General features: G+C 60.7%; 14 protein-coding genes. 8 read left to right on the forward strand and 6 right to left on the reverse strand.

What is annotated here, in order from left to right:
- Window positions 1-48 precede the first annotated feature (48 nt).
- Genes QM609_RS04840 through QM609_RS04850 form a run of 3 tightly spaced genes read left to right on the forward strand, consistent with a single transcriptional unit; the run spans window position 49 to window position 3413 of the window.
- Complete coding sequence (locus QM609_RS04840; RefSeq protein ID WP_050656388.1) at window positions 49-1257, forward strand: phosphotransferase family protein; 1209 nt, start codon at window positions 49-51, stop codon at window positions 1255-1257.
- A complete protein-coding gene (locus QM609_RS04845; RefSeq protein ID WP_003943541.1) occupies window positions 1254-2417 on the forward strand; it encodes an Rv3169 family protein in 1164 nt (387 codons plus the stop codon). Before QM609_RS04840 ends, QM609_RS04845 begins: the two co-directional genes overlap by 4 nt.
- A 51-nt stretch (window positions 2418-2468) precedes the next feature.
- Complete coding sequence (locus QM609_RS04850) at window positions 2469-3413, forward strand: tyrosine-protein phosphatase (protein ID WP_050656381.1); 945 nt, start codon at window positions 2469-2471, stop codon at window positions 3411-3413.
- A 10-nt stretch (window positions 3414-3423) separates the two neighbouring features.
- Here QM609_RS04850 and QM609_RS04855 read toward each other — a convergent pair whose 3' ends face one another.
- From QM609_RS04855 to QM609_RS04870, 4 genes are all read right to left on the reverse strand, one after another.
- Entirely contained in the window at window positions 3424-3999 is a 576-nt protein-coding gene (locus tag QM609_RS04855) for a hypothetical protein (protein WP_238588006.1), read from the reverse strand.
- 82 nt (window positions 4000-4081) lie between these two features.
- The gene (locus QM609_RS04860; protein WP_187781779.1) at window positions 4082-5758 is read right to left on the reverse strand and encodes a restriction system modified-DNA reader domain-containing protein; all 1677 of its coding nucleotides are present in this window, start codon (window positions 5756-5758) and stop codon (window positions 4082-4084) included.
- Complete coding sequence (locus QM609_RS04865; protein ID WP_050656389.1) at window positions 5755-6405, reverse strand: uracil-DNA glycosylase; 651 nt, start codon at window positions 6403-6405, stop codon at window positions 5755-5757. Before QM609_RS04865 ends, QM609_RS04860 begins: the two co-directional genes overlap by 4 nt.
- Window positions 6406-6729: 324 nt before the next feature.
- A complete protein-coding gene (locus QM609_RS04870) occupies window positions 6730-7434 on the reverse strand; it encodes a DUF8548 family protein (RefSeq protein WP_042920659.1) in 705 nt (234 codons plus the stop codon).
- Between the two features lie 315 nt (window positions 7435-7749).
- Here QM609_RS04870 and QM609_RS04875 point away from each other — a divergent pair, with 315 nt between their 5' ends.
- The 3 genes from QM609_RS04875 (at window position 7750) to QM609_RS04885 (ending at window position 9364) form a co-directional block, all read left to right on the forward strand.
- On the forward strand, window positions 7750-8610 hold the full coding sequence (locus tag QM609_RS04875) for a GIY-YIG nuclease family protein (protein WP_042920657.1): 861 nt from the start codon (window positions 7750-7752) through the stop codon (window positions 8608-8610).
- Window positions 8611-8771: 161 nt separating this feature from the next.
- Window positions 8772-9230 (forward strand): GNAT family N-acetyltransferase, encoded by a 459-nt coding sequence (locus tag QM609_RS04880; RefSeq protein ID WP_042920782.1) that lies wholly within the window; start codon window positions 8772-8774, stop codon window positions 9228-9230.
- Between the two features lie 2 nt (window positions 9231-9232).
- Window positions 9233-9364: a hypothetical protein gene (locus tag QM609_RS04885; RefSeq protein WP_256718246.1), complete on the forward strand. Its 132-nt coding sequence runs from the start codon at window positions 9233-9235 to the stop codon at window positions 9362-9364.
- Window positions 9365-9412: 48 nt separating this feature from the next.
- Here QM609_RS04885 and QM609_RS04890 read toward each other — a convergent pair whose 3' ends face one another.
- A complete protein-coding gene (locus QM609_RS04890; RefSeq protein ID WP_050656383.1) occupies window positions 9413-10309 on the reverse strand; it encodes an oxygenase MpaB family protein in 897 nt (298 codons plus the stop codon).
- Between the two features lie 171 nt (window positions 10310-10480).
- Here QM609_RS04890 and QM609_RS04895 point away from each other — a divergent pair, with 171 nt between their 5' ends.
- Both QM609_RS04895 and QM609_RS04900 read left to right on the forward strand, forming a co-directional pair.
- Window positions 10481-10939: a hypothetical protein gene (locus tag QM609_RS04895; protein WP_003943607.1), complete on the forward strand. Its 459-nt coding sequence runs from the start codon at window positions 10481-10483 to the stop codon at window positions 10937-10939.
- A 152-nt stretch (window positions 10940-11091) separates the two neighbouring features.
- Window positions 11092-11475 carry a helix-turn-helix domain-containing protein gene (locus QM609_RS04900; RefSeq protein WP_058227381.1) on the forward strand — a complete coding sequence of 128 codons (384 nt, stop codon included), beginning with the start codon at window positions 11092-11094 and terminating at the stop codon, window positions 11473-11475.
- Here the strand turns inward: QM609_RS04900 and QM609_RS04905 are convergent.
- Window positions 11421-12869 carry a histidine-type phosphatase gene (locus QM609_RS04905; RefSeq protein WP_003943593.1) on the reverse strand — a complete coding sequence of 483 codons (1449 nt, stop codon included), beginning with the start codon at window positions 12867-12869 and terminating at the stop codon, window positions 11421-11423. The two genes, QM609_RS04900 and QM609_RS04905, sit on opposite strands and share 55 nt — an antisense overlap.
- Between the last annotated feature and the right edge of the window lie 272 nt (window positions 12870-13141).

A 13141-nucleotide genomic window follows, 5' to 3' on the forward strand; every position in this document is an offset into this window, starting at 1 on the left:
GACAATCGGCACGTGCGCATCGGCGCCACCGAACCACGAGGAGTGGTGATGAACCTTCGAACCGAAACAGAAACCTCCGGCGAAGATCCCGACTACGCCGAATTTGCCAGGCCCGGCGAATCCCGCAACGACCCGGCGGAGATGCGGCGCAGCCTCGAAGGCTGGCTCGCGACCGTGCTGTGGCGAGGTTCGAAACCTTCCGTGACCTCGGTCGAGGTGCCGGCCGCGAACGGCATGTCCAACGAAACTGTGCTTTTCGATGCGACGTGGATCGAGGACGGGATTCGAGCCGAGCATCGCTTGGTCGCCCGTATCGCCCCGCGGGACAGTGCGGTACCGATCTTTCCGTCTTACAACCTGGACCAGCAGTTTCGGGTCATGAGCGCCGTCGCCGCTCACACGTCGGTGCCGATCCCGCGGGTGTACTGGTCCGAGAGCAACCCGGACGCGCTCGGCGGCGAGTTCTTCGTGATGGAACGGCGTGAGGGCGAAATCCCGCCCGATGTCATGCCGTACACGTTCGGATCCTGGCTCTCGGAAGCTTCGGCCGACGACTGTTCTCGACTCCAGCAGTCATCGGTCCGGGTGCTCGCCGAGCTACACGCTATGGCCGATCCGCACCTCGCACTCCCCGAGTTGTGCCGCGATGGTGCCGAACCGACTGGGGCAGAAGCACTTCGCGCGCACCTCGAGGACCAGCGGCGCTATTACGAGTGGGCAACAGCCGACGGACCAGGATCTCCTTTGATCGAGCGCGGTTTCGACTGGATCGAAGCGAACTTTCCCGTCGATTCCGGTTCCGCAGTGCTCTGCTGGGGTGACTCGCGGATCGGAAATGTCATCTACCGCGACTTCGAGCCGGCGGCGGTCCTCGATTGGGAGATGGCCACACTGGGGCCGCGTGAGCTGGACCTCGGCTGGATGATCTTCCAGCACAGGTTCTTCGAGGATCTCGCTGCCATGGCCGGACTCCCCGGAATGCCGGACTTCCTTCGTCGCGAGGACGTGGCAGAGGCCTACGGCTCGCTTTCCGGCCACCAGGTTGCGGATCTAGATTTCTACATCCTTTACGCCGCGCTGCGGCACGCGGTGATCATGTTCCGAGTCCAAAGCCGCGCAGTGGCTTTCGGTCAGGCCGAATTCCCCGACAACCCGGACGAGATGATCCTGCACCACAAAACACTCGAAGCCATGCTCGACGGCACCTATTGGGAGTCGCTCGCAACATCCCCGCTCACAACAGGAGATGCACGATGACACTGTCCCCGCTCGACGACTACCCGGTACATCAGATCGCCGAGACCATCCGCCACGTGGGCACCTCGGATCGAAACTTCTACGACCGCTACTACTTCAACTGCCATGCCGGCGTCGACGGCGACACCGAGCCGCTGTTTCTCATCATCGGTCTCGGTCAGTACCCCAATCTTGGTGTATGCGACGGCTTTGCGGTTCTTCGGCGCGGCGAAGACCATATTGTCTTCCGGGCATCCCGAGCCTTGGGTGACGATCGTATGGACCTGTCAGTAGGCCCGCTGCGAATCGAAATCATCGAGGGTCTGCACCGCCTACGTGTGGTGTTGGACCCGAGTCCCGAAGCGCCGGACCTGAGCTTCGACCTCACCTTCGAGTCCGACGGCCCCGCCAATCTCGAGGCCAGACATTTCCATCGCCAGCTCGAACGAGTCACCTTCGACACGCAACGATTCGTGCAGACCGGAACATGGTCCGGATCCCTGACCGTCGACGGCGACGTCATCCCGGTCACCCCGGAGACGTGGCGGGGTAATCGCGATCGGTCCTGGGGTGTGCGACCGGTCGGCGAAGCGGAACCGCCTGGACGCAAGGCAGATCCGGCGATAGCCGGCAGTCAGAACTTCTTCTGGATTTACTCGATCATGCAATTCGGCGACTTCACCATCGTCACGATCGTTCAAGAAGATCAGCAGGGACGCCGAATCCTCGAAGATGCGACTCGCGTCTGGGCGGACCGCTCGCGCGAGCCGGAGTGGTTGGGTCGACCGGACCACCAGCTCACGTTCATTTCCGGTACTCGCGAGGTGAAGAGCGGAACTCTGTACTTCCGGCGCCCCGGTGCACCAGGCGAATCCGACCACATCCTGGAGATCACCTGCGAACCGATACTGCCCAACTACATCGGTGTCGGCACGGGCTACGGACTCGAGCAGGATTGGCGCCACGGGATGTGGCAGGGCGAACTGGTGGTTCAAGGCCTGCGGGAAAAGGTTTCGGACATCGAATCGTGGAAGAAGATGCTGTGCCCGGTCGACAACCTGGCTCGGTTCACCCTCGTCGAGGACGGCGTAACCCGCACCGGGACAGGCCTGTTCGAGGTAGCAGTCATCGGACCTCACCAGCGATACGGATTTACCGGCATCGGTGATGTCGCTCCGTAACTCCAGATCACCACACCACAAATCCCAAACTGCAGAGAAAGGCACTGCCACATGTCCACACGCACACGAATGTTGTTCGCTCGCACTGCAAAGGCCGCCGCATTAGTTGTTACAGGTGGTCTGATGTTTGCTGCTCCCGCCACGGCAATCCCGCTCGACCTGGGCTCTCTCAACACAGGCTCGCTTGGAGCGGTCGATCTCGGCTCGCTCGATCCTGTCCTCGCGCCGACACCGAATTTGGCCTCCGTGGCCAACTTTCGCGACGTTGCCGGCAACGACGGTAGGGGATACGCCACCGTCGACGGCTCACACCTCAAGCGCGGCGTCATCTACCGGTCCAATGCGCTGACCGCTACCACCGACGCAGACAAGACGACACTCACCGGCCTCGGGCTTGCCGACGCCTATGACCTGCGCGGCGCAACCGAGATCTCCAACCCGTTCATCGGTGGCGCGGACAAACTCCCGGACGGTGTGACGTACACGAACATCCCCATCGAGTTCAAGGATCTCACCCAGCTCGCGACGACGATCAAGTCGCCGGAGGAGGCCAAGCAGTTCTTGGTCGACACCAACCGCAGTTTTGTCACCGATCCCGTTCGCCGTGCCGGCTTCAAGCAGGTCCTCTCGGACATCGCTGCGAGTGACGGGGTGCAGTTGTTCCATTGCACCTCAGGCAAGGACCGCACGGGTTGGACCGCGATGTTGCTGCAGTCCATCGCCGGTGTCCCCGCCCAGACGATCATGGACGACTATCTGTTGAGCAACACCTACCTTCAGGCGACCAACGAGAAGATCCTTGCGCAGATCTCTCAGGCCCTGAGCCCGCAGGTAGCGACCAATCTCGAACCGGCCCTAGGTGTCGACGCTTCGTACCTGGAAGCTGGACTCGCGCAGATAGCCAGCGATTACGGAACCGTCGACGGTTATCTCACCGAAGGTCTCGGACTCACTGCGGACACGATCGCACTTCTGAAGGCCAAGCTCGTCGACTAGTTGCGGGCCGCTAAAACGCTTGAACGAACGAGTACCAGTCGCCGTCGAACTCCTGGTATCCGATCTCGCCGTCGCGGCGGGGCTTGCCGAGATATGGTGCGCCGTCGGGTAAGTACGCCAATCCGATCGAATCGATCAGACCGCCCTCGATGTGGAAGCGACACCCGTTGCCGACGGGCCAGACCTGCAGGACCCGGTAGACGCCAATTGTTCGGTTTTCCAACGACTTCTGGCAATCCGCGGCCACTGCTTCGAGCGAATCTTTCGACAATGCAAACGCAACATGCGAAGGGACGGACAAGGTCACGAGCGCACCGGTGACGAGCACGATCACCGGCGCGATCGTGCTCAAACGCAGAGTTTTGTACTTCATCCAGCCAATCAGGCTGAGTATCAACCACACTCCGCCCAAACCGAGCAGTACTGAGGCTGCGAGCGCAAAGAACGGAAAGTACGCAACCGGCGGCATGAAGGACCACACGATGACGCCGCATGTGAGAGTGACAAGCACTGCGGTGACAATCGCTGTCACCTTCCACCAGGATGCCGGACCTCCACGCTCAGTTGTCGGATCACCGTCAGTCATCGGACAACCCTTGCACAAGGCAGTAGCCGCGGAGTGGCAAGTGGAATTGTTCCCGCTGACGCACCGAGGAAGCCAGTGGCGCTTACCAGGCCATTTCGGTGCGGCCCTCGCGTCGCAGTTGGGAAAGCTGTCGTCCGTCGGCGAGCTGCCAGTCTCTCCAGCCGTGCCTCTGTTGCCCCATGAGTTCTGTCAGTGGCGCTGACGGGGAACCGTAGCGTTTTCCGTTTACCTCGAGCGCTCCGTCCCGTGTGACCGTCGCGGTGAAGTTCAGCCCGCGCCCGATGTCGTGGTAGCTCAGCTGCTGGTCGACCTGCAGATACCCGAATAGCATGAGCTGCAGAATGTCGTCGTCGTAGGTGACTTCAGGATCGACGACTGCGTTGGAAGCTGGTTGTTCCGGCGGAGGTGTGTGCGTGGCGCCCGGGGCTCCGGCGACATGCTGGGCGGTGGAGATATCGCTGGTGGCACGTAGGTCGATCTTCTCGGGTTGCGGCTGCTGCGATCCGACCAGATTCCCAATTCCACGCCCCAATCGCCCGAATCCGGCACCGACCCCTGACACACCGGAGCCGATCGCCCTTCCTGCCGCACTGCCGGCGGCGACAGCTCTACTTCCCACCTCTGCGAGTGCGTCGATAACACTAGGACTCTCGTGCTCGGTCCACCCCATGACTTGACTGCCGCGTGCCTGCGCAAAATCGTCGAGATCGCTTTTGAGCGTGACAATATCGTGGGTGAGGTTGTGGGCGGCGCCCCAACGAAATCCATCGAGTCGGCGCATCTGCGCAAAGTTCGACAGCTCCGAGCGAGCATGGAGTAGGAGTTGGCCGTCGCGTTCGAAATGCTCAGCCAGCAGGGCGCGCGAATCGTCGAGCACCGTCTGCAGATGCTGCGGTTCGGTTGCCTGAACGCGGGCGATCCGCAGTCGTTGCCACAGATACAGCGACTGCTCGCTGACCACCAACAGGTGCAAGGATTCTCCGAGCCGATTTTCTTCGATTGCGCGGCGTAGGTAGTCAGCCCGATCCTGTACCGGGCGCGTGGGATCGAACCCGGCGAGGGTGCGCTTGACGTGTTCGCGGAGGCGTTCGATGGTCACGCTCAGGGCCGGACGGAGTGCGGCAACCGATTCCCAGTCCGCAGTCGGAAGCGCGTCGTGGTCGTCGAGAGTGGCCACGAGTCGTTCGAGGGTGGAGAAGTGCCCGACTACGTCTCCGACGCGGGTCGCTTGAGCAAGGACGAGTAGCTGTTCGACTTTGCCGTCGACGCGGGCGATCGACTCGTTCACCGACGCGATCGCGGCCGAGAGTGCGACCTGCACGGCGAGTAGTTGCAGGGACAGCGCCTGCGTGGGACCGAGAGGCACCTTCTGCCATTGCAGTTGATTCCGGAATTTCCCGCTCTGATCGACAACGGTCATTCGGAAGAAACCGTTGTCCCCAGGGAGGACCCGGTGAGTTTTCAAGGCTTGAACGCTTTCCGGGGACAGTCGCACGAACTGACCGGCCTGGGCGAGAACGGACTGCACGCCGAACACAGCGGCCGCAGCACCGGCCATCGATGACTTGCTGACTCCGGACACGTCCAGGGCTTCGCCGGCGAGATCGGTCATTCGTGCGAGATACCCGGCAACGACCTCTGGGTCTCCGGCGACAAGAATGCCTTCGGGCTCAACGGATATAGCGAGTTCGGTTCCTGGACCACTGCCATCGGCAACGGCAGGGGAAAGGGAGTTCTCTACGGCCGGTGTGTCATTCATCGGGGCATGCATCCTGTCGGTGTCGTGTTTCTGGGGGCGAGTCTGTGGGCGACCGCGGAGACCGCGGTTTCGAATCGCTCTCGTCCTCCGGGTGAGTTCAAGCCCCGGTCAGAGCAGTGTGGAACCTTTCCCGGGATGATGTACAGGTCCCGTTCGATTCCTGCACGGTTCCATCCATCTCGGGCTGCGACGCCCAGCAGCAGCACGATCTCCAGGTTTGGGCACAACCCCACGAATTCGGTAGTCCATTGGGTCCCGCGGGCGCGTTCGGCGGGCGTCGAACCACCGTTCTTGACGCCGGAAACGGGGAAGGGGACGACATTCCAATGCACGACGTCTGAGGACGAGATGCCGGCACGTGAGCCCGCTTCGCGGCAGTTACGTGCAGTGCGGTCGTTGTTGTCGAGGCTGAGTAGGCCAGATCCCGTGCCGGCTTCGGCTTTCGTGGACGGATTATCGAGCAGGACAAGGACCCGTGCATCGATTCCGCCCTGGTCTGGATCTACGTAGGGCACGTATCCATGAGGAAGGCCTTCAGCGTCGGCTATCCGATTCGCAAGCGCGTTCAACGGCGCTACATGGGGATCGTGGATGCGGCGCTTCTTTTCGGCGACAGCGGCCGGGTCGGCGTTGCGTCCGTTACTCATAGCGGTGACCATGCATTGATGTCAGTACTCCTTGGAACGGCGGAGGTCGGTATTTTGTGCAACGAATGACGATCAGGAGCATGCGGCGACGATCCCGCCGATGACAATCGCCAGGACGATGAGAAAACTGATGAATTCCACCACCCCTTCAGCGGATGAATTCTTTTTCGTGGCACTCATCTGTTCTCCACTCCAGGTCTATTCTGCGCAGCGCACTGCCAAATGCCGTAACCGCCATCAGATTGAGACTTCTTATTCGAACCGTGTGTCGCTGGTCAACTTTCCCGTCCTTCGAGGAGTTCTCGATCGAACCCTCGCTTGTGCTCAGTGCTGCTGGTTCACGGGTCGGCCGGATTCGAATCGCCAGATCGCATGATCAAGATGTGTGACATTGCGGCCCGACTTCTCGGCCACCGCTTTCACCAGGGTCGCGGCATCAGTGGGACTGACATTCTCGGGCGCAGATCCGATCGCATCCGCCACAAAGCGGATGACCATGCGGTCAGCTTTCACACCCCCAATACCCGCGAGCATCAAGAAGTAGTTCCAGGTGATCCCGGAGCGCTGTCCCGGCACACTGATCCACGCCTTCTTTGCCTCCTCAATTTTGCTTGGGGCGGCGTTGAAGAGGTCATAGGTACTGTTGATTCCCTGCTCACGCAGCTGAACAGCAGCCTCGTGAATAGCCGCAGCCTTGAGCGGAGCACCCTTGCTCGTCGAGGTTGGTTTGCGATTGTTCGTCATCTCAGCCCATTGCTGTGGACCGCCAAGTTCTGTGAAGGTGCCCAGTAGAGCTCCCGCATTGTCGGTATCCGCATTGCCGCCTTGGGCCTGCCGATATTCGATGTAGTGACGCAGGACGTTCTTGACAGAGTTGTAGTGCGCGCCGGTGGATGCAATCGAGTCGATGATGCACAGGGCAAGACTGTGCGGATAACCGTCGGGTCGGAACCACAGGTCGGGGTCGCCGAGATCGCTATCGCAGCGCTTTGCGAGAAGGTCAACCCGATCATCTGTTGTTGCGGGCATGCTAAGTCCTCTGTTCTGAATATGCGCTCGGTGAAGTTCTCGATGCACTATGCACCACCCCTCTGACATCGCTGAAAGATCAGGCAATGAACAAGGCGATTTTGCCGCATGGTGCAATGATTACGTAACCGATTTCGATGAGAGTTTCCGTTCGGGGTCTGTGTAGCTGAGGCGCTACCTCCACGACATTTGAAAATAGAGGTTACATGTGCTGCCACGGGTGTGGATAAGTCTCATGCGTGCCACCCGTTCGCGGCGGCTGTAGGGTCTCGAAAACTTTCGATTTCTGTTACCGAGCGATAAAACAGGAGAAAAATGATTCAGTTCACGGATTTCATGCCAGTCCCAGTGCCGAGCAAGACGAAGGTGAAGCTCAATATACGAGCAGGCGTCGGCGGTGCGGCGGCATGGGACTTACTTTTGGCGGAGGACTCCGAGGAGTGGTTGAACATGAGCCGCCATCGTGAGCGACACCAGAACAATAATCTCGATCACGCGGAGTATCTGCTCGCGTTCGCGCAGTACTACCCTTATGGGCCCCAATACTTCATCTTCGGTGGGTTCTTTCGGGTTCGCCCGATGGCCCCGGAGATCATCGGCGGCCCGGGCTACGAGCTGGAGCTCCTCGACCAGTACTCGGAGTACATCAAGCGGCTCATCGTGAAGCTGGAGCAGCCGGTCGGCAGAGACTTGTATCTCCGGTGGTACGACAAGATTCAGGACAGCAAGCTCAAGCCCGAGGTGTACGAACTTGCGCCGGACACTAAGCTCGGCACGTTCCCGGGTTACCAGAACGTCAGGCTCAGGCACGCCGAGTTGCAGCGCATCATCGCCAACGACGAGCCGAGCTGGAAGGACGCCCTTTCCAGCGTCAAGGGCGTCTATGTCATCACCGATCTCACCGACGGGCGTTTATACGTCGGGTCGGCCTCGGGCGAGGCGAACGGGCTGTGGCAGCGTTGGTCTAGCTATGCGCACCTGCGCAATCTGACCGGCGGCAACAAGGAACTGGAGAGTATGCGAGGAGACCTTGGCGACTCGCACATCATCGAGAACTTCCAGTATTCGATTCTGGAGATCTTTGACCCGAAGACGAAATCAGAGACGATCCTCCAGCGGGAGTCGTTCTGGAAGCTGGCCCTCGACAGCCGCGAACACGGGATGAATCTGAACTGATCCCGACGGGCTCAAGGCGCAGTGCCCAACGCAATCGAAAGGTATTGTTCATCAATGCTTTCCGCTTGATTGCTTGCGGATCGGTCTGAGATCGAAACGATTTCGAATGGATCGCCTCCGACACCAAAGAGTCCTCCGAGGCCGGAATGTATGGTCGGATTGTGAACCAGGATCTGATCATTCGCCGCTACGTATCCTCGGATGAGGATGTGGTCGTCGACTTGTGGTCGCGCGCTGCCCGTGAAGCCCACCCGTTCCTTGCGGGTGAGGGAACGGGCGAACGGGAGCAGAAGATGCGAGAGGTTTATCTGATTCAGGCCGACAATTGGGTCGCTGAGCACAACTCCGCTGTCGTTGGACTGTTGGGAATGATCGGCTCCGAAATCGGGGGACTGTTCGTCGCGCCGGCGTCACAAGGGTTGGGCGTCGGGCGGGCGTTGGTCGAACACGCCACAACCATGCACGGCGAGGTGACACTCGAGGTCTACACCCTCAACGATCGCGCCCGCAGGTTCTATGCGCTGATGGAGTTCGAAGAAGAGGGGCGTCGACACGACGCCGAGACGAACCATGAATTGATCACCCTTCGTCGTACTGGTCGCGACTCCTCCCTCATCTAGGCATGAGAAACGCGAATCAGCCCGGGTGCCAGGAGTTCCACCACTCCACGATGGGGACCAGCCAGGGAGTCCAGATCTTCCAACTGTCGCCGAGTCCGTACGGCGGTATCGGAATCATGACCATCGTCTCCTGAACGTTCCGCGGACAAACTCGTCAGTGAATCCGATGCGTTCCAGCGTGCTTACGCTTGGGCCTGCTGGTCTGCCTGCAGGTGCTTGACCGGGCATGCCGTGGGGAAGGTGCCGAGGTCTTCGACCTTGTAACCGTTCGGGTAGCTGCGGATGTTGGGCAGCTCGCGGGCGAATTTCCGCTTCGTACGCACGGGGAAGAACCGCAGCAGGCGCGCGCGGACCTTCAGCGCACCGCGTGAGACGACGCGCATCGCAGTGCTCGGGTGCCTGTAGTGGAAGGCGTCGAGTAGGTGATCGTCCATGAGAGCGAAGGCGAATCCCTTGACCAGAGCCTTCGGTGCCAGGTTGTTGGGCGGGAAGGTGCACATCAGGTCGAGGGTGGAATCAGCGACGGCTCGGGCGCCGGGATCGAATGAAAAGTGTTCGCGCTCATAGTCGTCGAGAAGTTTGACGAAGCCCTCGTAGGTGTCCGGCGTGTCTTTGATGTTCATGTACCGACCCAGGTGGCGGTAATAATTCGTCGACCCGACGATCTCGTTGTCGGTCATCTTCCGCCAGCCGTACTCGTCGAGCCATCTGACCGGCGTGACGACGAAGGTGGCCAGGACATAGAGCATGTCGTCGTTGGAGATGTCGTACGAGCCGTGCATCTGATTCATTCGACGCACGCTCTTGCGGCCTTCGGTGCTGCTGAGGCCGTGCTCGAGGATGGCGTCGAGGATCAGGCTGGTGTCGTCGTAGCGCTTCTGAACCTTGTCGGTGAACTCGCCTGTGGAGAAGAGGAGCTTGCCGATCGAGGGGACAGCGTATGTGCGGAACAGTGCGAAGCTGAGCGCCTGATTGATGTCCCAGGGAAACTCTTGCGCCGCGAGAATGCGCGACATCTCTTCGTAATCGGTTTCGGGATCGAGTTGATCCGTGCGACTGCGGAGGTCGTAGCGCTTCATCTGAACACTCCCTGGGACTGGTCTGCGCGCGGCAGAGATAGGTGTGAGCTGCACCACCGACTGTAGTTCTGACAACACGCGTTGTCTAGGGGGTGTGAATAGTCGTCTTTCCTTCGTTTCGGGCGTTGTACCAGGGGTATCCGGAAAGTGTTGTCGACCCGAGGAGCAGCTATGAGCGTCACACGCACGGCCGGGGTTTTTGCGGCCATCGGACTACCGATTGCCGCGAGCGTCATGTTCGCCGGAGTCGCCTCGGCTGATCCGCCCCACCCTTTCGGCGGCGCCGCCGTCACTATCGGGTGCCCGAATCAGGGGTCACTGGCCTCGTTGACCGGGCTCACCGGCCAGTCCGGACCAGAGTCCAATCCGCCCATCGCCAAGGGTGACATTCGCTTCGATTCGTTCCCGGCCGCTGCACCCATCCCGGCGGCGGGTCAGGTGACCGTTGCGTGGGTCAACACCGACACGGGCAAGTCTGGAATCGTCGACCTGGTCGGTACTTATCCGTACCTGTCCGCGACGGTGAACACCGGCGTCGGCAATGTCGTTGCGACGGCGTTCGGTTCGATCAACTGGGGCAGTAGTCCCATCTGCCAGTCGAATCCGACGATCGGCAGGTTCATAGCCTGATCTTGAGCCTCATCGTCGCGGCCTGGACGGGCACAGGGTTGGCGGTATCGCGTGATTATCTGTCATCTCGGAGATACCGCCGGGTCCGCCCCATCCCATATTCTGAAACATGTTAGGTGAAAGCATATTTCAGGGATGGAAAAGGTGGCGACGTGAACGGGTCGAGCGCGCGTCAGTTGATGAGCCAGATGCTCGTCGAAAAACGAAACAGTCTTGCGCCCGAAAAGGTCGGCATGCGCTGCGAGGGTGCTCGCCGAATGCACGGCCTCAGTCGGCGCGATGTCGCGCAGATTGCCGACATCAGCTTCAATCACTATCAGCGGCTGGAACAGGGTACGTCCGTTGGTGTTTCGGCTCCGGTTATCGTGAGGATCTGCGACGCCTTGTTGATGGAAGACGACGAGAAGGCGCGCATGCTGGCATTGCACCAGGTATGGGCGCGCCCTCGTCGACCGCTGGCTGGATCCCGAGTTGCCGGATCTCAGGCTGCCGGTGAAATCTCCGGCAGGCAGCGGGCCAGTTCGTCCGGCGTGTAGAAGAAACTCCCGGCGCTCACCGGAGCGCACGGGGCAGCAAATGCTGTCTCGCGCTCGTTGTAGAGCATTCGGACCAGACGCTTACCCTCCGGTCCGGCGTAGACGTCCCACTGCACGTTCGCAGCCATCGGGCTGACCTGTGATCCGCGCCAGGGGTTGTTCGCATAGGTGTAGAGGTCGCCCTCCGCCTGCGAGACGGTGCTTCCCGGCAGTTTCAAGAGTGCTGCGAAGGGGATGATCGTTTCTGCGTGTGCAAACCGGAAATCCGCTCCCGGGACGGCGTCGTCGCCGGTATGTTTCTGCAGGCCGCGCAGGAACTCGTCGCGCAGGACAGTTGCCATCCGGTAGGTGACGTCTTCACCGGTGAAGCCCGGGCCCTTGGCGTAGAAGTCCTCGGCATCGTTCGTGTATGCGAGCCACTGCGCGTCAGCAGGTTCGATGAACCGCTCGAAATTCCACTTGCCTTCTTCGGCCATGCCCGGAGTGATGATGTACGTGTTGTACAGCATGTACGCGGCGTCGACTTCGTTGTCGATCGTGCTGGAACCCTTGCCACGGTCGACGAGTGAGAACTCGCCCGCACTCAGCCGGTTCACGAAGTCCTCCGAGTAGAGCCTGAGCATCATGTGCCGCGAGACTTCGCGGGTGCGGGGAAGATCGGCGATCTGGTCGTCGACGGCTTTCAGTCGAGGATCGGACTCTTCGTAGTCCTTGTAGTCGGCGTTTGCATCCGAGTCGTGGAAGTAGAGAAGGTCGGCATCCGTGGTCACCGGTGCAACATCGCCGGCGACGGCTGGAAACGCACCGGTCAGCCCTTGCGCGAAGTTCTCGGCGCTGTCCACGGCACGGTCCACACCCGACGAGGTCAAGGTGATGGTGCCCTGTTGCGCTGCGATGGCGTCGAACAGTTGGGGGAGGCGTTCAGTGACCCGCGCGCCGAGCTGTCTGTGTTCGGTGATCCCGCGTCCGCTGAGGTTGCCGTACCCCAGCTTCTTGTTGGCGGCCATGAGATCACGGAGGGCCGGGCCGAATTCCTTGCCGACGGGAGTCAATGCGTTCTCGGCTTCGGCGATTTCCCACAGCTGCAGGCTCAGGTCGTCGTACTTCAGGCTCGACAGTGCTCTGGAACCATGGCGCGCAACACTTTCCGTGTACACGGGGGAGTATCCCGTCGGCGGCGCCTGATAGTCGGCGATGCGCTGGCCGGGAGTGTAGGGCGTCTTGGACGTGAAGCCGCCGTCGCTGACGGTTGGTATCTCTGTCGAACCGGAGCTCGAACCGGCGTCGAGCGAACCGAACGGTGACGCCGTGGCGATGGACTGGACGCTGCTGGTGACAAGCACTAGTCCGACAGCGCCGGCAGCGGCCAGCACGCCGAAGCGTGAGCTTCGCATGGTGAGTTGATCCTCTCCGTCGGTGCCGAGGTGACACGACGGAAGGAAAGTTAGAACAGCTAAGCGTCCGAATTGCACCTATTTGCCCATGTGCAGATGGACGCGGGGTTACAAGTTTCGGATTCGCAGAGCTCAGGAGGGTTTGGCGGCAATCCCGATCGACACGGAGAGCGACAACGCGATGAGGGTCATGGCCAGCCACTGGTAGCTCTTGGGCGTGGGCTGCTTCTTACGTCCGAACTTGCTCACTGATGTCTCCCGTTTGTCCGTGG

It is taken from the genome of Rhodococcus sp. IEGM 1302 (assembly GCF_030056935.1).
GTDB classification, from domain to species: domain Bacteria; phylum Actinomycetota; class Actinomycetes; order Mycobacteriales; family Mycobacteriaceae; genus Rhodococcus_F; species Rhodococcus_F qingshengii.

Bases quoted from the DNA above. Each gene is read 5' to 3' on its own strand.
- QM609_RS04885 (WP_256718246.1), top strand. From the start codon at position 9,233: ATGAGAAACGCGAATCAGCCCGGGTGCCAGGAGTTCCACCACTCCACG.
- QM609_RS04845 (WP_003943541.1), top strand. From the start codon at position 1,254: ATGACACTGTCCCCGCTCGACGACTACCCGGTACATCAGATCGCCGAG.
- QM609_RS04865 (WP_050656389.1), bottom strand. From the start codon at position 6,405: ATGAGTAACGGACGCAACGCCGACCCGGCCGCTGTCGCCGAAAAGAAG.
- QM609_RS04850 (WP_050656381.1), top strand. From the start codon at position 2,469: ATGTCCACACGCACACGAATGTTGTTCGCTCGCACTGCAAAGGCCGCC.
- QM609_RS04895 (WP_003943607.1), top strand. From the start codon at position 10,481: ATGAGCGTCACACGCACGGCCGGGGTTTTTGCGGCCATCGGACTACCG.
- QM609_RS04870 (WP_042920659.1), bottom strand. From the start codon at position 7,434: ATGCCCGCAACAACAGATGATCGGGTTGACCTTCTCGCAAAGCGCTGC.
- QM609_RS04840 (WP_050656388.1), top strand. From the start codon at position 49: ATGAACCTTCGAACCGAAACAGAAACCTCCGGCGAAGATCCCGACTAC.
- QM609_RS04890 (WP_050656383.1), bottom strand. From the start codon at position 10,309: ATGAAGCGCTACGACCTCCGCAGTCGCACGGATCAACTCGATCCCGAA.
- QM609_RS04875 (WP_042920657.1), top strand. From the start codon at position 7,750: ATGATTCAGTTCACGGATTTCATGCCAGTCCCAGTGCCGAGCAAGACG.
- QM609_RS04905 (WP_003943593.1), bottom strand. From the start codon at position 12,869: ATGCGAAGCTCACGCTTCGGCGTGCTGGCCGCTGCCGGCGCTGTCGGA.
- QM609_RS04855 (WP_238588006.1), bottom strand. From the start codon at position 3,999: ATGACTGACGGTGATCCGACAACTGAGCGTGGAGGTCCGGCATCCTGG.
- QM609_RS04860 (WP_187781779.1), bottom strand. From the start codon at position 5,758: ATGAATGACACACCGGCCGTAGAGAACTCCCTTTCCCCTGCCGTTGCC.